The sequence below is a fragment of the Acetobacter nitrogenifigens DSM 23921 = NBRC 105050 genome (assembly GCF_000429165.1).
GTDB classification, from domain to species: Bacteria; Pseudomonadota; Alphaproteobacteria; order Acetobacterales; family Acetobacteraceae; genus Acetobacter; species Acetobacter nitrogenifigens.
The window spans coordinates 585,538-609,938 of the sequence record NZ_AUBI01000001.1; the positions used below are offsets into that span (position 1 = coordinate 585,538).

Consider the following 24,401-nt stretch of genomic DNA (forward strand, 5'->3'; position numbering starts at 1 on the left):
CGCGCGCAAATCCGTCCCAAAACTCCATCAAAAGAAAATTTCTTTTATTGGACGAAAGAAGGAAATTTCGAAATATATACAATTTCTTCCAGAAATCAGAGGAGGAAAGAAAATACAAAAATGACGTTTTATGAGATGTATTTTATCTTGTAGCCGCAGCAAGAAAATCTTCTCACCAGAAATCGCCTCACTGAATACAATTTCAGTGAGGCGATTTGGGCTGCGCCTTCTGGAAGATGCTCTCCCATAAAACAACCACGCCTGAGCAGGTGGACTCTGGCGTATGAACCTGCCTGCCTCAGCGGCAGATACAGGCGGACGCTCAGTGAATCGTCATCGGCACCATGTCGTGGTCCGCAATAGCCGTAAACGCAGCCTCAGGATCTTCAGTTAGCCCAACTACCTGCCCGTTCGCCGCATGAATCGCGAATACGTCCTGCCCGCCAGATGTTCCCTTGCGCACATAAACCAAGGTTGGAACACCCAGAGTAAGAAATTCATCGTCCGACAAGTTGCGAATATCGACAGTGCTCGCAGTTTTGCCGACTTTTGCTGATCTTCCGTTAATAGCCGTGCCTCTCATGCTTCCTCCTTGCGTCCAAGACGCAGGACGCGAAGGGAGCGCCCCCAATTATTCTAACGGGTGATGACGTCCCAACGTTCCTGAATGATGCTCAATCGTCAGAGATCGCACGTATCGTGCGTGTCGGTCGCTCCGCCGGGTCGTTCGCCGGCGGATTCGCCGCTGCGCCCTTGGTTATGTCGATGCGTCGAACCCGCACCTCGGGTTCAGGTCTGTAAAGGTCGATGTTCAGCAGGCCGTTATCGAGCCAGGCGCCGCCGATATCTATCCCTTCCGCAAGGACAAACGCTTTCTGGAATTGCCGCGCGGCGATGCCTCGATGCAGGAACACTCGTCCCTGCGAATCGTCAGACTGACGGCCCCGGATAACCAGCTGGTTATCCTCCTGCGTGATCTGAAGATCTTCCATTACAAATCCGGCCACTGCCAGCGTAATGCGAAGCGCCGACGGGCCGATCTGCTCTATATTGTAGGGTGGATAGCCGTCGCCCGACGACTTCGACGCGCGTTCCAGCATGGTTTCAAGATGATCGAAACCCAGGAACATAGGCGACCCAAAAACTCTGCCTGACATTGCAGCCTCCTCCAATGAGCGAGACGGGGAAACGGCCCCAACATGGCGACCGCGTGCTTACGATATGGAACGAAGCGGGCTGCGTGCAAGAGGCGATGTGGCTTTGCGCGACCAAGCCGATGGGACAGATTCAGTTATGCGTCCACTTCATGGCTAACAACAAAAAATGCATACATTGAAATTTCCATCAAATTTCAACTCCAACACACCGCCAAAAGATTATTTTTTGAGCAAACGTTTAGATTAAATTTTAAGCATACCCTAATAACGTTGACTATTTAATGTGCGTCCATGTTCTGACATTGCAAGTAAACCCAGCTTTGGCTTTTTTTCAATCAAGGCTGCCAATGCGGCCTAATAATTTCGTAAGAAATTCAGCAATGAAAACATCATCATGTGTTTTTTCGACACCTGATAAGCATATGCCTCTGGTTGCAACGAGCGTGAAGACGCGCTCTTTCACGCCAACCAATTCATATGGAGTCTCTACTATGCTTATTCATTCTGCGTTGATGCTGCTTTCGAACCCCGTCACCACGCTGGCTTCGATCCCTGTTTTCGCGTTTGTGCCCGCTGTTGGCGTGCTGATGGTCGCCACCGCCCTTTCAGATCGCGTCACCAACTAAAGGCGTTCCGACCTGTAAGGAACGGGGCGACCTGAACTTCCTTTGGGTCCAGCAATCTCGGTTACGCCCACCCCGTTAGTAGCGACGGCCATGAGGCGCCCGATGGGCGCACGTCAGGCTTTGTGACTGCGGATCATCCCCGCAGTGCGTATCCCTGACGCCTCCCTGCAAGGCGTCGCGGGATGCTCGCCAGGCGCAGAAGCAGCGCCAGCGCGATTTTTTCAGCCCATGCAGCCAACTAAACAATCACGCAGCAGACAGTTTTCTGCCAAGCTTCCCGCTCATGTTGCGAAATCGCTGCGCGATCTGTTCGAACATATCCCGCTTGAAAACGAACACCAGCGCCGGGTACGCCACACAGCACGCAACGCCAATCACCATACATTGAGCAAAGTCGTGACCTGCGAAAGCAGATGACGCCGCACCCAACTGCCCCAACCCAACGGCGACTGCGGCGAGAGCTGACGGCGACAGGTAAAAATCGACCACCGCTCTCCACGACACGCCGCTCTTGCAAAGAACCAGAAACGACGTGGCTGGCGGATAAACGAAATAATATACGCCAACGGCGATCGCCACGCCCATCGCCTGTCCCAGCCACGCCCCAAGCAAAACAAGCCCGAAGAATGCGGGCGTCGAAACAAGAGCGTAAACAAACGCGCGGCGAAACTCGCGACGCGCGCTCAGAAGCGCCCCGGTGATCCAGCTGATAGCGTCAAACGGCAGCCCTATGCTGAGTATCTGAACGTATGGAACCGCATCCATCCACCGTTCGCCAAACAGAAGATGTAGCCCGGGGCGAGCCAACGCCGCCTGCAGGAAGCAGAACGGCATCACGAGGAAGGCCAGAAGACGACAGGCTTTGACAGCCGCCTGCGTCTGTCGCGCCGGGTCGTAACGAAGTTGAGCAAGGGCCGGGAAAAGAACGTTGGTGAAGTTTCCGGCCAGCATTCGCACAGGTTGCACCGAAAAGCGGAACGCAAAAAAGTAGAACCCGACGATACTTTGAGACGCAATCAACCCCAGCACGATGTAATCGCCCTGATTGACGATTTCTATCAGCGTCTTTGTCAGGAAAACCACCGAACTGTTGCTCATCAAATATCGCAGTTGAACAACCCGCGCCCTGTTGCGTATTTCGGGCGGCGACCGACGCCAGAACCACACGGCGCGCACGGCGGCAAGAATTGGAAACGGAATGGCGAAACTGTACGCGCCCAGCCCGCACGCTGCGAACACAATGGTCAACACTTGCAGCGCGAAAATGTCGAACGTGTTGAACGTTGCAAGGAACCGGAAATCCATCTCCGCCCGAATTCGCACTGCGGGGACCGTCGCTAACGTCCGCAACGGCGTCGCGACAGCGATGGCGGCGATAAGTCCCACAAGTTCGGGAGCGTGATACCAGCGCGCCGCGAACGGCGCCGCCGCGATCATCACCACCATGCCAAGGGTCCCGAGCCCCAGGCACAGCCAGAAGGCAGGCGTCGACCACCAGCGAATGCTCTTCTGGCGCTGCAGAAGCACGTCATCGACACCGAAGCTGACAAGCGAGTTCGCGACCCCTGTGACCGTGTAAGCCAGTCCGATCGCGCCGAAATCCGCAGGGAGCAGCAATCGGGCCAGAATCAACTGAGAGAAAAATCCAATCCCGCGAGCAGCGAAGCTTTGAACGAGCAGCCACACAAAACCGCTTGTCGCTGCGCGGCTAAGATCTTTTCCCGCTTCACCGGCATCCCTAGCCCGCACCGCCGTCATCATCGCTCCCTGTTTCTTTTCGTATAAAAATCCGCCGACCAAAGCCAACGGATACAAAACCGCCGCATCGTGATCAGCGATCGGTAAGGACGCTCATTTGCGGCCGATCGGCGCCGTCTTTCGTTGGCTCCAGCGTGTACATGTACTCGCCCCAACGACTTCCACCCGCCCAGTATGTCCAACCGTACCAGACATTCGGCCGACTGTTCACATAGGCCATCGCTGTTTTCAGATCATCGAGGCATTGCGCGTTCCGTCCCACGGCGAATTCGCCAAGAAGCCCCTTCGCATGATGCTCAGCCAGCCAATCGGCGAATGACGACAACCGGGGCAGAACCTGATCTCCTGCCACGCAAACATCTGATCGCCCGGAGGAATCAGCATCAAAATACTGGTGGGCTTCAAAAATCAGCCTGCGCTTTTCGTCGTGCACGCCAGCCAACGCCGCGCCGTTGACCTGAGCGAAATTATGCGCGCCATCCCAGTTCACGCCCGAGATGAGAATCCGATTCACCGCGCCGCTTTTTCTGACCGCATCCACCGTCTGCTGCTCGATCTGCGCCCAATCGGCGGCGGAGGCCAGTTGCGGCTCGTTCATCAGCCCAAACAGAACCCGACCATCCTTGCCGAAGATGGCCGCAAGGCGGGTCCAGAGATTCACGAACCCCGCAACCGGGACATCGGGAGACCCTATCATCTGTCCGTGGTATTTTCCGTAATTGTGGATATCGAGAATCACTTCGCCGCCCGCGCCTTCGATGGCGGAGACCGCTGACTGGATACGCGACAGATAGGCTGGGTCGAAATCCTGCGAGAGATTCGGCTGAAGACGCTCCCACAACAGCGGCAAGCGAAACAGGGTCATGCCCTTGCTGGTGTAATACGCAATTTCCTCGTCTTTGGGGAACGAGTAATCCCACCCATAGCGCCCGGGTACGCGCCCGGAAGAAAACTCCGCCCCGGCAAGATTGACGCCGGAGAGAATACGGTCCGCCGCACGCCCCCCTGCAGGAGCGCCCAGGGCTGTCAGGATCGCCGCAGTCGCATGGAAAAGCTTACGCCATTTCATGGGTTGCACTCCTTATTCGCAAGCCGCCGCCCCCACCGGAAAAAGCGACGCAGACGCTTTCTGACGGCGTATCTGACGCCGCTCCGCCAAGGGAACTGCATCGAGCGCCCCATACAAGAACCACAGAAGCGCCGCGGTCTTGATAGTTACGGAATTTGCGCCAATGCAGAGAGAGCAGGAAAAATAGACCGCCAGCATTGTCTTCATCACAGCGGCGTCGCGGCTCGCGTTCCGATGAAACGCAAATATAAGCGCGTAAAGCAGCGTTAACGGCGCGCCTAGGGTGTTAAAAATATAAGCATAACCGGTGTCCGCCGTGTAGACAGGCGAAACGGAGAACGCGAACCACGGCGAAAGCGTCCAGTAATCGAGAAGTCGTCCTGAAAAAACGAGCCGTCCCTTGAGATTGTCAGTCAGGATCGATGGCGTCGCGCCAGGAATTTCATGCAGCGCGCCAACGACTGTCAGCGCCGTGACAACCCCGATCGGCAACAGGAAAACAAATAGCGACGAACGTCGAAGCGGCGAGATACGGACAAGCAGCATGGCGACGCAGCAACCGCTTGCAAAACGCGAATCCGTCAGAACGATGCACACCAGCGCAAGAGCGATCAGGGCGATCTGGCGGCCGCCGGGACGATTGCGCCACACAGCCAAACACCATGCGAACACCAGCGCCGCAAAATTGCCCATCGATACTGGTTCAAGAAAGACTGACGACACGCGATGAGATCCGAGCAACGACGGCAGGAACGTGCGCGCGCCCTCCCCACGATTGCCACTGACGAACATCGTGGTGCCCGAGTAATTCACTGTATCCTGCGATAAAACGCCCTTCTCAACATAATATTGCCACACGTTGAAGAGTTGCCCGTAGACATCGGGAGCCAGAAGTTCGAACAATCCGATCGTCAGGACGAGCGCCATCGCCGCCCAGATCGTCCATTGGGCTGCAGGGCGGCCCGAGCCGCGTCCGAGGCAATAGAAAACATACATAATGAAAAGATCATGGAGAATCTTTGGACTCTCCGCCGGATTGATCATTTTGGCTGCGACCACATAGCCCGTGGTCAGCGCCGCGATCACCACGACCCGCTCATTTACCTGCCGCCGCACGCACCACGCCGCAGCGCCGATAACCAGCAATTCGACCATCGCCACCGTCGCGCTGGAAGCATGCAGCCAACCGCGCGTCTGCAGGAAGCATAGCCACAGATTGAACATAAGCGACGTCACCACGATCCACTTTCCGGTCGCAGCATTTTCCGCTCCGACCGTCCGTCTGAACGGAGAAACTACCGCGTCCATGGCGCGCCTCCAGACCCGGCGTTACCGCGCCAATGGCGGAACGAGCCAGAACCGAACCAATAATAAGAAAAATCTAAATAAAAAAACAAATTTTCAGAATTCACATTCCATGGGTCATTCGCCATCGAAGACACCGCACGAAAACCACGTCCGTCGACGTCAGCCCGGAATCCGTCGAAATCCCGACGACCTCCATTGCCCGGAAATGTCACACGCCGAACGTCCAAACCACGACCTTTTGAGAGTGTTTTCACTGTATGGGCGGCAATCCCGAACGCAAGTGCAAAGAAAGAGATTATGTAAACATAATGAAGCGCCTCAATATTCTGAAACAATTGCTTCCAGACCATTGATCGGGATGTCGAGCCGGGTAAATATGTCGGCGCAATCGCGAAGTTCCTGCGATCGAAATCCATCCCCACTCTTGAGCGAAGCAGCGTCTGCTTTCCGTTCACCCGTCCCTCTCATCGGCGCGGAGCCCAGACTGCATGACAGATTCACTTGTCATCTCGGTGCACGATTTTCGTTCACGCCGTAAGGCGAGCGTGCATTTCATTGCGCGGGAACTTGCTCGCAGAGGCCGCACGCGGTTCTTCTCCACCGGCCTCAGTCGCCTGTCCGAGCATCGTGGCGACACACGAGCCGACCTCGCCGCCGTCGCCAACAGCGTCGAACTTTCCGACGGCGTGGAGTGCTATCTGCAGCGGGGGCTCTGGCATCCGTTCCGCCTGAATCGTGCGGCTCTGGGGCTCGCAGAAGCCGCCATGTTTCGGCTCTACCGTCTCTTGAAGCCAGGCATCCTGAAGCGTTGGATTAGAGACGCCGACACGGTATTTGTTGAATCGGGACTGGCGGCGATCTTCGTGCCTGACATACGAAAGCTGAACCCTCGCGCGAAAATCGTCTACCTCGCCTCGGACGATCTCGGCGTTATCGGCGCAGCGCGCACGATCAGGCAGGGATTTCTCGATAATTTTGACGCGATCGATCTTGTTCGCCTGCCCTCGCCGCTCCTCCTCTCCGGCATGCCGCATGCCCGCAGCGCCATATTCGCCCCTCAAGGCGTCGACCGCGCTCTCATGGAACGCCCACGTCCGTCGCCTTTTTCGGTCCGTCGCGCCTGCGTTTCGGTCGGATCCATGCTGTTCGACGCGTCGTTCTTCAATATGGCGGCGCCGTCCTTCCCCGACCTCGACTTTTACGTCATCGGAGCAGGCCGCGCGGCGGAGGCGCTCGACAAACGTCCAAATATCATCGTGTTACCAGAGACCCCATTTGAAGAAACTCTTGGTTACATCCAGCATGCAGCCTTCGGCGTAGCGCCCTATCGCGACGCCGACACGCCGCGATACCTGCTCGACACATCTCTCAAGCTCAGACAGTTCGCATTCTTTGGCAAACCCGCCGTCTGCCCCGACTTTGCTGCTGGCGGCGATGCTGGACGATTCGCGTACAAACCCGGCGACGCCGCCTCCATCGCCGCAGCGGTCACCGGCGCGTTGGCGAATACGACTCCCATATCGGTGGATCTTCCGGACTGGAGCGAAGTGGTTGATCGTCTGCTGTATCCGGAACGTTTCCCCGAACACCGTCTGGAGCAGCAGAGCGATAAGCCGGTGACGGCGATTTACCGCACCGAGGTCCTGCCGCTTTCCGAAACCTTCGTGCGCGATCAGGCCCTCGCCCTGCAGCGCTGGCGACCAGTGCTGATCGGAGAGCGGGCAATCGACAAACTCCCTCTCGAGGGACTGGAAGCGCGGACCTGTCACACCGGCCCCGCGACTTTTGCGGAGCGCATTATCGGCGCGGCGCTGCGGCGCTTCGATCTCCCCTCACCCGGAGTTCTGAAAATAGCGCGCGCTGTCAAACCGAAGTTGATCCACGCGCATTTCGGCTTCGACGGCGTTGAGGCATGGCCGATCGCAAAACGCCTCGGCGCGCCGCTGCTCGTGACGCTGCACGGCTCCGACATCACCACCCACATGAAATGGTTCGCCGAGGGGCGGGCGGGACGACGCTGGAAACGGTATCCGCTGCGCCTGCAACGCCTCGCCAAAGCACAGCGCGTCGGTTTTGTCGCGGTGTCGGGTCCCATTCGCGACGCGGCGCTCGCGGTCGGGATCCCCTCGGACCGCGTCACGGTCTGTCATATCGGCATCGATGTCGACCGTTTCGTCCCCGCCGGAGAAACGGCAGGTAAACGAGCGCCCGTCATTCTTTTCGTCGGACGGCTGGTCGAAAAGAAAGGCGCTACTCTGCTCGTCAAGGCGTTCGCGAAAGTCCGTGAGGCCTTGCCGGAAGCCCGGCTGATCATCGCCGGCGACGGACCGCAGCGCGCGGAAATCGAGGCCATGGCTCCGGCCGGCGTCGCTCTGCCGGGCGCGGTCTCGCAAGATCGCGTGCGCGCCCTTATGGCGGAAGCTCGTGTTTTCTGCCTTCCCAGCATTACGGCGAAAAGCGGCGACAAGGAGGGCCTTCCACTCGTGCTTCTTGAGGCGCAGGCGAGCGGCGTGCCCGTGGTCACATCGGCCAGCGGCGGAACCACCGAGGGCATGGAGGACGGCAAAACCGGGTTTGCATTCGCCGAAGGCGATGTCGAGACGATGGCGCGTCATCTGATCGCGATTCTGAGTGACGACGAGATGGCTGACCGCTTCGGCCAGGCCGCCCGTGCTTTCATTGTACGCGCACATGACCGCAAACTCTGCACGAAAAGGCTTGAAGACGTTTACGACCGACTGTCGGCTGGAAAAAGCATTCTCGACACGAGCCCTTCATCGTGAACGGATTTCGCTGTCAGATCGAATCTTATTCGGACCATTCCTCTGTGAAATGTCCAATTTTATTTGGGATGTTTTATAATAAAGGACAACTTTCCGCTTAACGCGTGGCGCACTCGCACCCACACACATTGATCTTTCGTCCGCTCGATCCGCTTTTTTGACAAAATCATCATTCAACATTCTACAGAACGTCTCTATTCACTCTATCTGCTTCGCGCGGAGGAGGGAGGCTTCAAGCTGGAATAGCGAAAAAGGATGACGGCGCATGAAAATCGCCTATCTCGTCATGGCCCATGCAGTCGATGAGCAACTGCGCTTGCTGATCGACAGGCTTCTCGCGGACAGTCGCTCTTCCGTCTATATTCATATGGACAGGAAAACAGTCGATCTGAAATGGCTGGATTCTGAGCCACGACCCAACCTGTATATTTTACGCAACAGGGAGATCGTGAACTGGGGAGGGTTCTCCATCGTTCGTGCGACGCAAAATCTGCTGCGAATAGCGGTCCGCGATCCGAAGAACGAACGCTTCGTTTTGCTCAGCGGATCATGCTTTCCCCTGCTCCCTGCGCCTGCTCTGGGAGACGCGTTGCTCGCGGCGCCCGCATGCGTTGCAGTCTGGGGAAAAATCGACGCCTCTCTTTCTCGCAACGAGGGACTGGGACGTTACGTCGTGACAAAAACGCACCCGCTCGATGTGACGTTCATCAATCCCAAGCGCGGTCCGCTTCGGGACCGACTGTGGAATATGTTCAAGGCGATCAACAATCGATTGCCTTACGAACGACGCGTCGAAGTCGACGATCTGTGGAAGGGATCGCAGTTCTTTGTCTTTGATCGCGCGCTCGCGCTTACATGTTCCTATCCGCCCGATGAACTTGTAACGACGCTGCGTCACGCCCTGGCCCCGGATGAGATCTTTTTCACGACACTGTTTGTCAGACGCCAGCGCGAAACCGGAAATCGCCTGAACGTGACAGGTCCCGGAGCCCATGTTCAGGGGCGGCATTTCATCCGCAAACAGCCCCCCACGCACAGAACATGGCGCCAACGCATTGCAGGAACGGTGGATCTCCGGCGTTTGACGACGAATGATCTTGCAGAAGTTCTCGTCAGCGACGCGTTGTTTACCCGCAAATGCACGCCGGACATATCGCGCGCCATTATCAAGGCCGCGGATGCTCGGTATCGTGACGTGCGCAATGCAGCAACCAGAAACCGAATCGCTTTCGGGAGAGGTTAGGGCGTGGCGTTTCGCTTTCGGATGGTTTCAGGAAGCACCCGACCTGACGTAACGGCTACTGCGCTGGAGCGATAAAGCTTCTATAAGCTCGGATGCTTTCCGAGAAAAATTCAACCTTCATGATCTACGTAAAAGGAATTTGATCGCCAACGTGCGTTACAGTTTGCCCAGACGCCGCAGGCCTGCCCAGGCCCCGCCCTTCAATGCGAAGAAGTCGTGCACTGCGATCGCCAGTAACGCACCTGAACGCGACAACTCCGACGCCAATGCAGAATCTGCAAGAACTCGTTTTTCCGGCACGTCCGCGTCGCCACAGAGACGCACGCCGATCATGGCCGTTGCGTGTAGTTGCAGCGCCCGACGCAGAATCGCCGCGCTCTCTACACGGGGCGCCGAGCGTGACGCGTCGGTGTTGACGGCTTCGTCTCCCAGCAGTCTGTTCCGGTTGTCCAGGTATAAAATTCGTAACTGCCCCGGCACGGCGCCGCCGAGGGCCGTATCGAAATAAGCGAGCAGGGCCTCCCAATCGCCAAGCTGCGGACGAGAACGCGCCTCGGCGGCCGCCAGTCTCGTTGCGGCCAGCAAAGGGAGACGCAAGGCTGCCACGCTGGCGGGATTCAGACCGGCTTCCGCAAGTGTGTCCCGGTCCGCCTCCAGCACCTTGTGCAACGACCCAAACCGATTGATCAGCGCTTTGGCGAGCGGTTTTGTGTCTCGACGGGCTATCCCCAAAAAGAGCAGCATCTCCAGAATCTCGTAATCCGCGAGGGCCGGAGCGCCACGCTCCAGAACGCGCGTCCGCATACGAGAGCGATGACCCGACGGCCCCGTGCTGGAGAAAGCCGCTGTGGCGGCTCTTTCTCCAGCACGCCGAACGTCGCCGTGCGCAAGCTCCGCGGGGAAGTGATTGTCCATGTCAGGTCCCGTCATATGCGCGGCGCGTGTTTCCTCCGGTAGATCGAACGTCGTTTCCCGCGATCTGGCAAGTCCAGGAATCTTTGGCGTCGTCAGATCTGAACGTTACGGATCAGGCGCTTTTACTTTCCTCGCCCCAGCAATCTTGTCTGCGCGATCGATTTTCCCTTCCCCAATGGCGCATCCGATCGGCGCCGCCCATTGCGTTCGCCGATAGTCGCGATATGTCCGACCGGCGGCGCTCATTCAAGGACGTCCGCCAGGGGAGTTCGTCACATTATGACCGCGCTACTGTTCGCCGCCGTCGTTATCGTATGGGGCCTGAGCTGGTTCGCCATACATCTGCAAGTTGGCGGCACAACGTCGGACGTAGCGATTTTCTGGCGCTTCGCCATCTCTTCGTGTTTGCTTGGGTGCTGGTTGGCGGTCACGCGAAAGCTGCGCCCGCCGCCGCGCGCTCTGGCGCCATGGCTCGCCTTGCTCGGCATGAGTCTGTTTTCCGTCAATTTTCTGGGCATCTACAGCGCAGCGAGCATTCTCCCAAGCGGCGTCGTGTCCGTCATATTCAGCACGTCGACGATCCTCAACGCCGCCAATCTGTGGATATTTTTTCGTCAGAAGCCCGACATCCGGGTCGTGGCAGGCGGAGTTCTCGGCGTGACAGGCGTCGCCCTGCTGTTGAGCTCCGGGGCCGGAGCGACCGCCGTCACGCGTGAGCAGTTGTTATCGGGCGTGGCTTTGGCGCTTGTCGGAACCACGATTTTTTCTCTTGGCAACATGATCACGCGAAGAATCGCCCGCAGCGGGTTCGGCCTTACAAACGCCGTGTTTTACGGGATGACATTCGGCTCTCTGCTCCTCGCATGCGATGTCCTGTCGTTGGGGCATTCCCTGGCCTTTCCGCTCACCGCCCGCTGGATAGGTGGACTGGCGTATCTATCCGTAGCGGCCTCGGTGGCAGGCTTTATCGCCTACATGTCGCTTATCCACCGTATTGGCGCGGACAGGGCGGCTTACACGACCATCATTTCACCTGTCATAGCCCTCGGCGTATCAGGGTTTTTCGAGGACCTGCATTGGACGCCGGCCATGCTGGGCGGGGTCGCCCTTGTTCTGAGCGGCAACATTCTCGCCTTCCTGCCGCGCCGTAACGCTTCGGCTGTCATCGCGCCTATTGAGGTCGAGCAAGGCTGAGGCGTCGTCCCGCAGGATAAATCGACGGCAAGTTGGACCCATGTTCGTAAGCCAACGTAGACGGATAAGGCTTGGCGCCCCGCGCCTCGCTTGAGGGGCGAATGGGACCGCAACACCTCCTACCCGGGTCCTATTCGGGTTAAGGCCCCCGGGGGATGCTGCGAGACGTTACCAAGGCTTGGACGGGCTCCCAAAAACAGGGAACCCGTCCAAGCCTTCATTTGGCGCGTCAGTGCGCTCCGCGCGCAGGGCCGCCGCCTTTGATCGGCGACAGCAGGAAACAGAACGGCACTACGGCAAGCGCCGCCAGACCGAAAATCATGAAGGCCTCGTTATAGGCGAGCATCGCGATCTGGGTCGTAAAGTTCTGGAACAACCTGTGCTGCGCTATCACGTCGTAAGTCGACGGGGCGCGACCATGATCGAGCGCAAACTGACGTCCCCGCGCCAGATACTCGTTATAAGGCTGATGAAACGGCGTCATCCAGTGAACCATGTTCGCCTGATGTTTCTGCCTCAGCTCCGTAATCAACGCCGTCGCGCCGGAAATGCTCAAAGACCCTAGGAAATTTCGCGCCATCGAGAACAGCGCCGACGCGTCTGCGTTCATCTCTTTCGGCAATGTCGAATAAGCAACCGTGGACAAAGGCACAAACAGGAACGCCAGACACGCCGTCTGACTCATCCTGAAGAAGACCAGGTGCTTGAAGTCAAGATACGGAACCAGATGACCGGACCAGAACAGCGCCACCGCCATGCTCGTGAAGCCGAATGCGATTATAAACCGAACCTGAAAAAGCCCCATCAACCTGCCGACGATTGGAATCAGGAAGATGACCGCAATACCGCCGGGAGACAAAACAAGGCCAGACAGGGTCGCCGTATAGCCAATCACCTGCTGCGCGAACTGCGGCACGATGATTGCCGACGAGTAGAGCAACGCACCCATCATTCCCATCAGGAGCGTGCCGATCGCGAAATTGCGATCCTTGAACACCCGCAGATCGACTGCCGGATGCTTGGCCTTCAACAACCAGATCACAGCGCCTACAATGCCGATCGCCGCGAGAACGCCCATGATGCATATGAAGCGTGATCCAAACCAGTCGTCGTCCTCACCTCGGTCGACCATGACTTCCAGACACCCGAAGCCGAGCGTGATTAGACTTATGCCTATGGCGTCAATGCGCTCGCGTCGCTTTTTCGCCCACGGCGGATCCTCGACCAGCATGCCGACAGCGATCGTCGCGAAAATGCCGACCGGGATGTTGATGAAGAAAATCCAGCGCCACGAATAGTTGTCGGTGATCCAGCCGCCCAGTGTCGGGCCGAGCACCGGGCCAACCACCGTAGCGATGGCGGTGAGGCCGAACGCAGCCGCACGTTTTTCAGGCGGGAAGGTGTCGAGAATGATGGATTGCTGGTTCGGCTGCAGACCACCGCCAAAGAACCCTTGCAGGAGACGAAAAATAATCAGTTCGCCCAGACTGGTGGACACGCCGCACAAAAACGACGTGACGGTGAACATGGCTATGCAGCCCATGAAGTAGAGCTTGCGGCCGAACAGCTTGCCCAACCAGCCCGAAATCGTGAGCACGATGCCGTTGGCGACCAGATAGGACGTCAGCGTCCACGTCGCGTCGTCATAGGTGCTGGACAGGCTGCCTGCGATATGCGGCAGCGACACGTTGACAATCGTGGTGTCCAGAATTTCCATGAACGCCGCGAGCGTGACCACCAGAGCGATCAGCCACGGATTGTTCTTGGGCTTCCACTCCTCGGGCTTTGCGGCGTTTTCGCCGCTCCCGGCCGCCGCTGCGTCGCTCATGGGGCCTCGTTGTCGCCGGTTGAACCGGCATCCCGATCAACCACGCGACCATTCGACGAGCGCGCCGCCTTCGTGTCGACGTGCACCGTAGGCACAACCGACAGGCCGAGCGCAAGCGGAGCGTCACGATCGAGCCCGCTGTCGATGCGGATCTTGACCGGCACGCGCTGCACAATCTTCACGTAGTTGCCGGTCGCGTTTTCGGGCGGGAACGCGCTGAACGTAGCGCCCGTGCCCTTCTGCAACGAATCCACATGTCCATGCAGCTTCAGGTCAGGATAGGCGTCGACAGTGATGTCGACAGCCTGGCCCGGCCGCATGCTCGTGATCTGCGTTTCCTTGTAGTTGGCGATAACCCAGACCTCGGGCGTTACGATCGAAAACAGGGTCTGTCCCGACGAGACGAAGTTCCCGCGTTCGATGTTACGCTGGGAAATCCAGCCGTCATGCGGCGCGCGAATTTCGGTCCAGAGCAGATTCAGATCCGCCTGAACAAGCGACGCCTTGGCGCTGGAAAGCTGGGCGTCTTCGCTATTAACCTGTGCCCGAGCGTTACCGATGTTCGGCGCCACGGGCTCAGCAATCGCAACCTGCGCCTGCGCCTGCATGACCTGAGCCTTGGCGGCGTCGAGCGCAGCCTGCGAGTAGTCGATGTCCTGTTGCGACGTCGCGTCGCGCATGACGGAATGCTGCCGCTTGTAATCAGTTTCAGCGCGGAATTCCTGCGCCTTGGCCGAGGCCAGATTGGCCTGGGCCTCAAGCAATCTGCCCGGGAAGTTTTTCTCGGCGACCTGCAACAGCATCTGGTTCGCAGCGACGGTCGCTTCGGCTTGCGAAACTGCGGCGGCGGCCTTGTCGCGCGCGGCCTGCCAGTCGCGCGGATCAATTCGCGCAAGCAGTTGCCCGGCGCGCACGAACTGATTGTCGTCGACAAGAAGCTCTGTCACGTAGCCAGAGACATGCGGCGCGATTGTAATCGCCCTTCCCTGCGTGAACGCGTCGTCGGTCTCCACGTCGAAACGATGAAGAAACCAGTAGAGCGCGGCTCCGATCACCGCCAGAACCAGCAGTCCGATCAGCAGTATTCGGACGAGGGGGTTACGCTTCTTCTTGGGGGCGGCTTGCGTACTGCCTGAGGCGCCTGCCCCGGGGCTGTCGTGATCGTGAATCTCGTCGGCCATGCCGTCTCCGCGCGCTCGAATCGATTTTCTTCGGTCAGGGCCGCCGTTCGGGCGACTGACCGATCCGTTCGGTCAGCTTCTGACACGGCAACGCCCAGTCATCAAGCGGGCATGGGGGCAATCCCCGTGTCCGCATAGTGGCAAAAGCAGTCCTCGACGCACGTAACCTACCGATATTACTCAATTCGATCGTCGAAATTCGTCGGGCCGCTACGTCCAGTTCTCTTGCGAAGTTTCGAGCAAATGAACTGGTGTCCGCCTCGCTAATTACATCGCCTAGTTGTTGCAGCTCGACGACCGATATCCAGGCTGACGCGTCTGACTAGAATGTCCCGAGCCATGCGCGCGTAGCGCTTTACATTGCCTGGGAAGAGGCGAGACGCCCTTACCCGATCAGACAAGAGCGCGTTTATTTTAAGACCTATAATTGCTCGCTCCGGATCCGCGATACGCTCTGTGACCAAATCTCACTATCCACCACAAGCATGTGGTTGCCTGGCATCATGACGCACACAGCAGAACCGGCTTGACGGACAGCTTTGAAACCACCAAAAGCGACGCGAAGAGCCTGTATCGCGCAGGCCTGTTAGTTAAGCGCCTTACATAAAGCGACGGATTTTCGCCGTTCTGCCGGGTTAGCACAGTGGTAGTGCAGCGGTTTTGTAAACCGAAGGTCGGGGGTTCAAATCCCTCACCCGGCACCACAAATCTAATGAAATCAATTACTTAAAAACGCCTTGGGTGTAATTTGGTGTAGTCACGAAACCGTGAGCGCTATATTTAGCCGAACTACGACCCTGTTTTCGAAGCTCACCGTCGGCGTGCCCGAAGCCCCTTACCCTGCCCGCAGCGCAGCATTTTCGTCATCGAGCTGCTTTCGGGCGAACGCCCAGTCCGCGTCCGTCGGCGCCCTGCCCTCCTTCAGCGGCCTGAGCAAAGCGAAGACGTCCTCGACGACGACGGGCGTGATCTGCGCGAACAGCCTCGATCGCGGCCTGATTGCGCGGATCTCCTGCACGCGCCGCGTCGACGAGCGACCCGATCTGATCATGCGCCGTCTGGAACGCGGGCTTTACTTTAGCCGTGACAACCGGATCCGCCCCCCGGAGATCCCGCGCACAGGCCGCCACCACCTGAGCCACTGCCGCCAAGACGGCGTCCTATGGCGCTGCGGACAAACCCCTGACCTTCGAGATCGACGCCATTACATGAATAATCCATATCTCACGCCCGAGCGCGTCGCGTGGCTGCATATCAAATATGCAAGCGTCGTGCTGTCACCAAAATATATCTCGATAATCTCGAAAGAAACCTGGGGTGGGCGCCATTTCTCGCGCACGGGCTGGTGCGCGCATGCGTCGTGGGAGGAGGCCACGGCGCAGTTGATCGGCGAGAACTTCCGCAAGGCCATCGAGACCAGCGAGTATTTAGGCAACCCGACAGGGCCAATCGATTCTGATGCCCGCAAAGCGATGGAGGTCGTCTCCGACGCAAGGCGCCGGGCGTTCGAGGCCGACATCGCCAGAACCTACGGCTACAAGGAAATCGTCGATATCGGCAAACGGTGCGATCTGGTGTCCGGATCCTGGCATTACCGGGTCGACGACGTCATCATCCTCAAGGCGACCAAGCGGAATGCCGGTGGGCATAGCGCCTGGCCTGACCCCAAGAAGTATCCGGGCAAGAAAATACAGGTTCCCCTGTCCGCGTCCGATGAGGAACTCGGTCTGGCCATTCGTGAGGCTTTCTCGCGGTGCGAAGCTCCGGGACGGCAGAAAATCAACTGGCCAAAGCCGGAGTGACGGCGGGCCATGACGTCTATGCCTGCCTGCGAAGACAGGGCTTAAAGGAGAATGTTCAGCAAATAATCGTGCCGAAAGCGGAAGCACGGTCGACCTGCATTCGTCTCAACCGTCACCAAATTAACTGACGATGGACGCCCCCTCCCAGTAACTCTATTGGCTCCGCCTATCGCGCCATCACCGATGGCGGCAAAGCGCGAATCTGCGCTGCGATCTGATCCGCCGCCTGCCCGAGCAGAGCACTTAGCGCCGCAACCAGCCCCTTCGTGCCGGAACCCGCTGGCGTGCTCAGAAGAATTCGCCGATTAAACGGCGCCCCCTCGTCCGCGTTGGCCAGGCGCACCGCCGCCTGCACGTCCAGAATCGCTTGCCCCGACGCGTCGCGCGCGAAGCGGTTGACGACCAGTTCCACGAACGCCTGAGGCGCGCCGGTAATGGCGTCGTTTTGAACGACGAGATTGACGCCCGGGAGGCGCTGTCCCAGCTCACCCGCGAGGACATGCGCAATTTGGGAAGCCAGAGGCTCGCTCCAAGCGTCCGACGACGCCACGTCCAATTTATAGCCGCTGTCGCTCAGCACGATCCGATCACGGTCCAGTCCAGCCGAAATCGTCGGTAACCGCACCTCCACCGAATTCACGGCAGGGAGAACGGGCGAAGGCTGCCCCGCCACCGGAGCGAGCGTATACAGCGTCGGATCCGAGGAACCGCAGGCCGCAAGACTGGCAACCGCAGCGCTCGCCACAAGCGAGCGAAACGTTGTTGTTGCTGACGGACGTGAGGATACGCGAAACAACCGGGGCATCATTTACGTCCTGCGATCAATGCGGAGGGGTGGTTGGTCAGGAAATTCGACATGAATTTCAGCGACCGCGCCGTCTCCTGCAATTCCACAACCATCGACTGCAGGCTCCGGTGAAAATCGGTGTCGCCACCATAACTGGCCAGCAATTTATTGGCGTTTTTCAGAGTGTTGTCGAGCTGATCGCTCATTTCCGGGAGTCGCTTCAGAAGCGGTTGAACGCCCCGATTCGTCTGATCGAGCAGATCGTGCAGGCTGCGCAGCGAATCTCGCAGATTGACCAGCGACTGCTTGACCTCAGGCGAATTGATCCGTTCGTCGGCGTGCGCGATCAGATCGTTTGCGTGGGCGCCGATCTGCTCGATTGGCAACGCCGCCAACTTGTCCGACATGACAGACAGCGACTGCATGATACCGCTCATGCCGCCCGCTTCACCCGGAATGACCAGGGCGTCGCCTTCCATGTAGGTCTTGGCCTGCGTAGCGTTCTTGACGAAATTGAATGCGATCACGGTTTCGCCGGTCAGCAGACTGGCGCTGTCGGTCGAAGCGCGCAGACCGTTGGCGACCAACGCCTGCATTCCGGTGATGACCTTCTCCGGACTTACCTGATCGGCGGGCAGGACGCGCTCAGGCTGTATATCCATCGCCACCCGGACGCGCGCGTGTCCGGTGTTCTGGTCCAGATCCAGCTTCACGCTGGTGACACTGCCGACCTGAATGCCAAACATGGTCACGGCGCTGCCTGCCGTCAGTCCAGAAACGGACGACGCCAGATATGTCACCACTGTTTGGTGTGCGCGATAACCCGCCGTATCGGCCGTTTCCTTGTCGTCGTAGAGCTGGAACAGCGTGTTGGCCGGAGCTTCCGGCACTTTTTCGCCCGGGATGCTCTTGGAAAGACCGAAGGCGACGCCGCCCGAGAACAACGCCTGAATCGACTGTAACTGAACTTTGAGGCCGCCCGCGCCGAAACCGACCTTCACGCCCGACACATTCCAGAACCGGGTGTCGGTCCTCAGATAGTGGTCATACGGCTCCCGCACGAAGAACTGGATGAGGACCGGCCCGACCCCGCCGGGGGGAAGCGTATAGCCGAGCACCTCTCCGACATCGACGTCGCGGAAGAACACCGGGGCGCCAGGACCGATCGAGCCCACCGCCGACGCCAACAGGGAATAGGTGCGCCCCGGCTGATCGGACTGAATGCCCGGAGGAGATTCCAATCCCTTGAAATGGGTCGCGCGTTGCCCCCCCGGAGCGCCGGGATCAAAACCGATATAGGCGCCCGACATCAGCGTCTCCAACCCTGTTACGCTGGCGCCGTTAATACGCGGGCGCACGACCCAGAATTGTGAGTTATCTGTGAGAAGCGGAGCCGCGTCCGAGTTCATCTGCACCCGGACATCGACGTGGCGCATATCCTTCGACAGCGAAATCGAACTGACGGTGCCAAGCGTCACCGACTTGTTCTTGACCTGTGTCTGACCGCTGGTCAGGCCGTCCGCGGTGTCCAGCGTGATCAGGATTTCCGGGCCACGCTCGTACAAATTGCGCCAGAGAAGGAACCCGGCGATCAGGACGGACATGATGGGGATCAGCCAGATCAGGGAAAACCACGCCCTGCCGACCGGCGCGTCCGGTGGGGCGCCGCCGGGAGTGTGTGGTTGGTTATGGTTATCTGACGTCACGCGCTTGCCGGCTCCATACCTTGGCGATCTTCGGTTCCGTCATTTTGTACGGTCCGTATTGACTTGCGGCTTGCAACCGGCGGATCAGCCGCTGGCGCTGGACCGTTTTTTCCGGCGGCGTCCCACATAAGACGCGGATCGAACGCCTCCGCCGCAAAAATTGTGAGCACCACCACTGCGGCGAAGCAAACGACGCCCCCGTCCGCCGTGACGTTGGCCAGCGAACTGAACCGCACCACGGCGACCAGAATCGAAATCATGAAGACGTCGATCATCGACCACCGCCCTATAGCGTCGATCACCCTGAAAAGTTTTGAGCGGAACATCAAGCCGCGCGACGATCCCCGATACGTCTCAAACAGCATGAACGCCAGGCCAAGAATTTTGGCCACCGGCACAGTGATGCTCGCGAACAGCACTAGGATGGAAAGGGGAATCATCCCGTCCTGCCACAACTCGACGACTCCGCCGAGAATCGTGTGGCCGCCGCCCTGTCCCAGTTTGATAACCGTCATGACAGGGTAAATATTCGCCGGGAAATAGCAAATGAGCGAGGCCAGCAACAGCGCAGCGGTACGGTTGAGGCTGTCCGGTTTGCGCCGCCGCATCTTGTGCCCGCAACGCGGACATGAACCCACGACATGCGTTCGTGGCACAGGCTGCTCAAACGCTCCGACGAGGCCGCAGGAATAGCAGGAGAGCATATTCTGGACGGGCGGCATCTGGATATCGCTGATCGAGACCCGCTCGACGGCCACACGGGTTCCATCGGAGAACTGCAAGGTGTTCTCCACGCGCCGCCGTCGCCAGATCAGCTCCTTGTCGAGCGTCTGGTCCGTCGCCGCCATGGTCACCATCAGCGCCGCGATGAGATACGCCGCCGGCCCGACTTCCACATAGGCCAGGTCCACCAGCTTCGTGTAGGCGACGAAGATTCCTAAAATATAGACTTCCATCATGGACCACGGACGAAGCTTCTCGTACCAGGCGAGCAAATGCGGCGCCCAGTCCGGCATTTCCTCCTTGCCGCCTGCATAGAGAATCAACGCCATCATCGTGATCACGACGCCGGGCGCGAGAACCGTGACGAGCCCCACGAGCACGCCGACCTCCCCCCATCCCTCGTGCAGCAACTCCATGGGACCGGTCACAAGCTCGACCGCTCGCTGTCGCCCATACAGGTTGAGCGTCATGAGCGAGGACATCAGAGTCGCAAAATAGAGCGCGGCTGAGCTGATGCACAGAGCCAGAGGAGTCGCGATCGGCGAGGACAAGTTTCGCCGCTCGAGTCCAAATCCGCAGCGTACGCAGCGCGCCATCATGCCTGGCTCGACATTCCGGACCGCCTGATATTCGCCGCAGCAAGGGCACTCCACCAAACCGTCAATAACGCGAGCACTGATCGGCTTGCGCCGCCGCCTGCGCGCCAGAGACAGCGCCCCACGGTAGAATCTGGAGGGAAGGGTCGACGACATCGGGAGAATTTACTCCGAAATGATGCGCCTTGATAGGCGGAAGACATATTGCAGCCATGTCAGCTCTCCGCTATAGGGCTCAGCCAACGCGCCGACATAGCTCAGGGGTAGAGCAACTGATTCGTAATCAGTAGGTCCTCGGTTCAATTCCGAGTGTCGGCACCATTTTTCAAACAAAATCAATATGTTACAACGAACCTTGGTGTAGTTTGGTGTAATCACTAAACCGTGAGGACCGTTATCGCGTGCAGATTGACGCAGCACCTGCGCCTTACACAAACCTCCAGACAAACCAGAGCATGACGGCCGCAACCGTCATGCAAAGAAGCATCACCCCGCCTGAACCGCCGCATTCCCGTCATCGAGCTGCTTGCGGGCGAACCCCCACTCCGCATCGGTGGGGGCTCGACCCTCTTTCAGAGGCTTGAGAAGAGCGACGACGTCCTCGACGACGACGGGCGTGATCTGCACGAGCCCTTCAACGGCGGCCACGGCGATCGAGACGTATTCCTGATTCATGGTAATTTTTCCCTGTTCCAATGAGGCCGGGAAAACGAAACACCTGCGAGCCGCTTTCCCGGCAAACGAAAGGCCTTGAGCCCGTTGCGCCGATCAGCTCGCCGGCAGAAGAGCGCGGGCGGCCTGCAGCGCATCCTGCGCAGCCTCGATCGCCGCCTGATCCAGAGGATCTCCTGCGCGCGCGGCGTCGACGAGCGGGCCGATCTGGTCATGCGCCGTCTGAAACGCGGGCTTCATCTTCGCCGTGACCACAGGGTCGGCGGCCGGATTCCGCTTATAGGCCGCAGCCACCTGAGCCGCCGCCGCGTAGGACAGATCCAGAGCAAAGACGGCCTGCTGTCGCTGGACGACCTGATCGGCCGAACTGTCGCACGCCGTCAGCGATACAGCCGACAGCCCGATCACCAGGGCAGCGACAGGCGCCACCCCGGAGACGCGCGCCGCCGTGGACGTCTCGGCCTGCACGGTCGCCGCGGCGACGCCAGCGAGAAGAGCCCCGGCCGGAACCGCGTCGGCGATGATCTTCACCGCGGCCGGACCGATATCCTTATGTGTTGCGACCGCATGGACAGCGGCCGCCATATCGTTGCGCTGGGCCAGAATACGCCCAACCACGACGCTGTTGTCGCTGGCGAGCAGCGGCAGCGCCGCCGTCAGCAGCGCGCAGGCGACGCCTTCGGGCAGCACGCCAAACCAGAGCGCGACCAGCGTGCCGAGGATGTCCGCCAGGGCGAACAGGGACGTTGGCTGGCGCAGATACGCGCCGACCTTCTCGAAATTCATGAGAGTGCTTTCACGCGGCCAGATGGCTGCGAGTGTGAGGGAGTGTTCCACAGCGCCAGTTCGGCGCGTCTGCGGTTGGTGAGGCCGTTTGATTCGACGAGACGTCCGTCGATCCGGACATGGTTCCAGCGCGCAAGCTCGGCGCCAGCCGCGACGTAGGCGCGCCGGTTCAGCAGCCGCAGCAGCGTCGATCCGGCGAGGGCGCTAGTCCCGAGGTTGTAGGAAAAGTCGATCAGGGCCGCTTCCTGCCCGACGGTCAGTAGCGCCGTGACAAGCTGACGCACCCTGCCCTGCACGACGGCGAGGCGGTCCGTCAGCAGCGCGTCGGCCTCGACCGCGCTGATCGCCCGCGTCGCGCGAGCGACGGCGGACCCGTCGGCCAGTGCGCGACTGCCGTAGCCGATGGTCCAGTAGCCAGCCTGATCCTGATAGGGGCGCAGGCGCAGCCCTTCAAAACGGCGCGCAAGATCGGCCGCGAGTTGCAGCGGGTCATTCATCTGATGCTCCGGGCATAAAAAAAGCCGCCCAGAGGGCGGCTGCAAAGACGGTACGAACAATATGTAAATTGTTCATCAAAAATTATGATGAGTATTAAGCGCCTGTTCGCCTTGTTAAGAAAAACCCTCTCATCGCCCCATCGCTAGCAGGCTTTTACCCAATTTTTTGGAAATTCTAAAATATCAGCGTTGGATACCGAAAACGTTGGAAAATCAAATTGCCCACGAGAAGTCCATCGATTATCAAACCCTACTATTTTATGATCTGAATTATCGTTCCACAAAACGACTAACGGAACATTATCCCCGTCTATTTTTATTGTGACATTTACAAAATCTCGTCCACCTATAACCATAGAACAAACATTCTTTTCCACACCATCGAATGCACTGAGCAATGCCTCTATCTCTTGGTATTTATCCTCAGATATATAGAGATTATCGAAATTCTTTGTCCTCATTCCGACGATAGAAACAAAATCCTCAGCCATCATGGGTACAGCCCCCTGAAGAAATACTGGAAGCATCAAACCACAAGCAACAGGGATCGATATCAAAATTAGAGATTTCTTTAAATTTTGTTTAGATATTTTATCAAGCGCGGCAACAAAAAATGCACCAACTATAAAGAAATAGGCATACAAAGCAATACTATATCGATTTGCGTTCATTTCGATTAAATTAATAATCACTATCAAGAGAACTAAAAATGAAATCATAAAGTACCACGCACATTCTGATTTCTTTTTTGGAATTATATTAGCTATAGTAAAATTATTATTTTTTCCGAATTTACTGACAAGATAATTTATTATCATATAAAGCCAGAAACTGGACAGCATCCCGTAAAATAATAATATTGTATACAATACAACACTAATAACTCCAAATAAAACAAATATAGATGTATTTATTGTCGATAAAAATGACGGCAAATTTCCAATATGAATCTGATAATAGAATAACACGGCATATCCCGGCATTGACAATGCCAAAACTGGCGTAATAATCGGAATAAAAAATGACAATATTTTTTTAAGGTCGAATTTCTTATCGTTGGGGTTAGGCAAATTGCTCATAGCTCAATCCATATATTCATATTCATGAAACAGACAATAGGAACATATTATATTTTCTAATGTGCAACAATCTGCAACAATACAAAAAACATCATTATTATCTTTTACATGATATAGTCTCGAACGTTTACGTGCACGTTAGCCCCTCATATGCTGCAGAGCGTTGACGATTCCGCTGCCTATGGCGGAGCCGAGGATCAGCAGCGCTCCGTTCATCGCGGCGCGCCTGCTCTCGGCGGTGTTGAGCTTGCGCAGCTCGCTCCAGATCCTGCCCAGTTGCACGTCGGTTTCGCCCTTGAGTCTGGCGATGTCGTCTTTCGTCGCGACGTTATCCGGCATCGCTGACCCCCGCTGGCGATGCGGGCAGCGCCGTGCTGGCCGCATCCGATCCGTCCATGATCGCTTTCAGCGCTTTCTGATATGAAATCCACGCGCCCGGAACCGCGTCGCCCAGCGACCCATACTCGGCCCAGACGGTATTCTGCGCCGCCGTAAGCGCAAAGCCCGCCCGGATCGCGAGAGGAACCGCCGCCGCCAGCTGCTCTTCGGTCATGGCGACAAGCGCCCCGCCCTGCACGCCCCATCCGCCCGTCAGGCGGCCGTTCCACTGATCCGCCGTCAGCGGAACCAGATCCGCGACCGGCGGCGCGACGGCGGGATCGCTCATGCCCCACGCATCCCACCAGCCCGT

25 protein-coding genes and 2 tRNA genes are annotated in these 24,401 nt (G+C 58.1%); 7 read left to right on the forward strand and 20 right to left on the reverse strand.

Going from position 1 to position 24,401, the window contains the following annotated elements; all coding sequences use genetic code 11:
- Positions 1–322 precede the first annotated feature (322 nt).
- Both G442_RS0102680 and G442_RS0102685 read right to left on the reverse strand, forming a co-directional pair.
- A complete protein-coding gene (locus G442_RS0102680) occupies positions 323–583 on the reverse strand; it encodes a DUF1150 family protein (protein ID WP_026396737.1) in 261 nt (86 codons plus the stop codon).
- A gap of 91 nt (positions 584–674) precedes the next feature.
- Positions 675–1,157, reverse strand: a complete 483-nt coding sequence (locus G442_RS0102685; protein ID WP_026396738.1) for an Hsp20 family protein — start codon at positions 1,155–1,157, stop codon at positions 675–677.
- A 491-nt stretch (positions 1,158–1,648) separates the two neighbouring features.
- Between G442_RS0102685 and G442_RS26425 the strand changes: the two genes are divergently transcribed.
- Complete coding sequence (locus tag G442_RS26425; protein WP_264801919.1) at positions 1,649–1,783, forward strand: hypothetical protein; 135 nt, start codon at positions 1,649–1,651, stop codon at positions 1,781–1,783.
- Positions 1,784–2,029: 246 nt separating this feature from the next.
- On the opposite strand, the gene G442_RS20595 is transcribed toward G442_RS26425, so the two are convergent.
- The 4 genes from G442_RS20595 to G442_RS0102715 all read right to left on the reverse strand — a co-directional run bounded on the left by G442_RS20595 (position 2,030) and on the right by G442_RS0102715 (position 6,334).
- Positions 2,030–3,541: a lipopolysaccharide biosynthesis protein gene (locus tag G442_RS20595; protein ID WP_051291869.1), complete on the reverse strand. Its 1,512-nt coding sequence runs from the start codon at positions 3,539–3,541 to the stop codon at positions 2,030–2,032.
- 73 nt (positions 3,542–3,614) lie between these two features.
- A complete protein-coding gene (locus tag G442_RS0102705; protein WP_084440303.1) occupies positions 3,615–4,610 on the reverse strand; it encodes a glycoside hydrolase family 5 protein in 996 nt (331 codons plus the stop codon).
- 12 nt (positions 4,611–4,622) lie between these two features.
- Positions 4,623–5,918, reverse strand: a complete 1,296-nt coding sequence (locus G442_RS0102710) for a polysaccharide polymerase (RefSeq protein WP_026396740.1) — start codon at positions 5,916–5,918, stop codon at positions 4,623–4,625.
- Complete coding sequence (locus G442_RS0102715; protein ID WP_026396741.1) at positions 5,906–6,334, reverse strand: hypothetical protein; 429 nt, start codon at positions 6,332–6,334, stop codon at positions 5,906–5,908. The genes G442_RS0102710 and G442_RS0102715 overlap by 13 nt, the downstream gene beginning before the upstream one ends.
- A gap of 72 nt (positions 6,335–6,406) precedes the next feature.
- Between G442_RS0102715 and G442_RS20600 the strand changes: the two genes are divergently transcribed.
- Both G442_RS20600 and G442_RS0102725 read left to right on the forward strand, forming a co-directional pair.
- Positions 6,407–8,701 (forward strand): GumK N-terminal domain-containing glycosyltransferase, encoded by a 2,295-nt coding sequence (locus tag G442_RS20600; protein WP_051291839.1) that lies wholly within the window; start codon positions 6,407–6,409, stop codon positions 8,699–8,701.
- A gap of 265 nt (positions 8,702–8,966) precedes the next feature.
- Positions 8,967–9,944, forward strand: coding sequence for a beta-1,6-N-acetylglucosaminyltransferase (locus G442_RS0102725; protein ID WP_026396742.1), 978 nt, complete (start codon positions 8,967–8,969; stop codon positions 9,942–9,944).
- Between the two features lie 156 nt (positions 9,945–10,100).
- On the opposite strand, the gene G442_RS0102730 is transcribed toward G442_RS0102725, so the two are convergent.
- Positions 10,101–10,874 carry a JAB domain-containing protein gene (locus G442_RS0102730; RefSeq protein ID WP_026396743.1) on the reverse strand — a complete coding sequence of 258 codons (774 nt, stop codon included), beginning with the start codon at positions 10,872–10,874 and terminating at the stop codon, positions 10,101–10,103.
- 264 nt (positions 10,875–11,138) lie between these two features.
- Here G442_RS0102730 and G442_RS0102740 point away from each other — a divergent pair, with 264 nt between their 5' ends.
- A complete protein-coding gene (locus tag G442_RS0102740) occupies positions 11,139–12,053 on the forward strand; it encodes a DMT family transporter (RefSeq protein WP_026396744.1) in 915 nt (304 codons plus the stop codon).
- Between the two features lie 229 nt (positions 12,054–12,282).
- Here G442_RS0102740 and G442_RS0102745 read toward each other — a convergent pair whose 3' ends face one another.
- Positions 12,283–13,881: a DHA2 family efflux MFS transporter permease subunit gene (locus G442_RS0102745; RefSeq protein WP_026396745.1), complete on the reverse strand. Its 1,599-nt coding sequence runs from the start codon at positions 13,879–13,881 to the stop codon at positions 12,283–12,285.
- Entirely contained in the window at positions 13,878–15,062 is a 1,185-nt protein-coding gene (locus G442_RS0102750; protein WP_026396746.1) for an HlyD family secretion protein, read from the reverse strand. Before G442_RS0102750 ends, G442_RS0102745 begins: the two co-directional genes overlap by 4 nt.
- A 629-nt stretch (positions 15,063–15,691) precedes the next feature.
- Here G442_RS0102750 and G442_RS0102755 point away from each other — a divergent pair.
- A tRNA-Thr gene (locus G442_RS0102755) sits at positions 15,692–15,766 on the forward strand.
- A 159-nt stretch (positions 15,767–15,925) separates the two neighbouring features.
- Here G442_RS0102755 and G442_RS25520 read toward each other — a convergent pair.
- A complete protein-coding gene (locus tag G442_RS25520) occupies positions 15,926–16,213 on the reverse strand; it encodes a hypothetical protein (protein WP_161628323.1) in 288 nt (95 codons plus the stop codon).
- 57 nt (positions 16,214–16,270) lie between these two features.
- On the opposite strand from G442_RS25520, the gene G442_RS25525 reads away from it, so the two are divergent.
- Positions 16,271–16,864 (forward strand): contact-dependent growth inhibition system immunity protein, encoded by a 594-nt coding sequence (locus G442_RS25525; RefSeq protein ID WP_026396747.1) that lies wholly within the window; start codon positions 16,271–16,273, stop codon positions 16,862–16,864.
- A gap of 166 nt (positions 16,865–17,030) precedes the next feature.
- Here the strand turns inward: G442_RS25525 and G442_RS0102770 are convergent, their stop codons facing one another.
- The 4 genes from G442_RS0102770 to G442_RS26060 are packed head-to-tail and all read right to left on the reverse strand — an operon-like array spanning position 17,031 to position 20,890.
- A complete protein-coding gene (locus G442_RS0102770) occupies positions 17,031–17,669 on the reverse strand; it encodes a PqiC family protein (RefSeq protein WP_026396748.1) in 639 nt (212 codons plus the stop codon).
- Complete coding sequence (locus G442_RS0102775) at positions 17,669–19,357, reverse strand: PqiB family protein (RefSeq protein ID WP_026396749.1); 1,689 nt, start codon at positions 19,355–19,357, stop codon at positions 17,669–17,671. The genes G442_RS0102770 and G442_RS0102775 overlap by 1 nt, the downstream gene beginning before the upstream one ends.
- Entirely contained in the window at positions 19,354–20,733 is a 1,380-nt protein-coding gene (locus G442_RS20610; protein WP_371863392.1) for a paraquat-inducible protein A, read from the reverse strand. The genes G442_RS0102775 and G442_RS20610 overlap by 4 nt, the downstream gene beginning before the upstream one ends.
- 7 nt (positions 20,734–20,740) lie before the next feature.
- Positions 20,741–20,890, reverse strand: coding sequence for a hypothetical protein (locus G442_RS26060; protein ID WP_246789308.1), 150 nt, complete (start codon positions 20,888–20,890; stop codon positions 20,741–20,743).
- Positions 20,891–20,922: 32 nt separating this feature from the next.
- Here G442_RS26060 and G442_RS0102785 point away from each other — a divergent pair.
- A tRNA-Thr gene (locus G442_RS0102785) sits at positions 20,923–20,997 on the forward strand.
- Between the two features lie 165 nt (positions 20,998–21,162).
- Here G442_RS0102785 and G442_RS0102790 read toward each other — a convergent pair.
- From G442_RS0102790 to G442_RS0102810, 6 genes are all read right to left on the reverse strand, one after another.
- Positions 21,163–21,351 carry a hypothetical protein gene (locus tag G442_RS0102790; protein WP_035376017.1) on the reverse strand — a complete coding sequence of 63 codons (189 nt, stop codon included), beginning with the start codon at positions 21,349–21,351 and terminating at the stop codon, positions 21,163–21,165.
- Between the two features lie 93 nt (positions 21,352–21,444).
- The gene (locus G442_RS0102795; protein ID WP_026396751.1) at positions 21,445–22,134 is read right to left on the reverse strand and encodes a hypothetical protein; all 690 of its coding nucleotides are present in this window, start codon (positions 22,132–22,134) and stop codon (positions 21,445–21,447) included.
- Complete coding sequence (locus G442_RS20615; protein ID WP_051291840.1) at positions 22,131–22,631, reverse strand: lysozyme; 501 nt, start codon at positions 22,629–22,631, stop codon at positions 22,131–22,133. The genes G442_RS0102795 and G442_RS20615 overlap by 4 nt, the downstream gene beginning before the upstream one ends.
- Before the next feature lie 143 nt (positions 22,632–22,774).
- Entirely contained in the window at positions 22,775–23,710 is a 936-nt protein-coding gene (locus G442_RS24835) for a hypothetical protein (protein WP_146882694.1), read from the reverse strand.
- Between the two features lie 138 nt (positions 23,711–23,848).
- The gene (locus tag G442_RS0102805; RefSeq protein ID WP_026396752.1) at positions 23,849–24,049 is read right to left on the reverse strand and encodes a hypothetical protein; all 201 of its coding nucleotides are present in this window, start codon (positions 24,047–24,049) and stop codon (positions 23,849–23,851) included.
- On the reverse strand, positions 24,039–24,401 hold a 363-nt coding region (locus G442_RS0102810), incomplete at its 5' end, for a hypothetical protein (protein ID WP_026396753.1). The genes G442_RS0102805 and G442_RS0102810, both read right to left, overlap by 11 nt.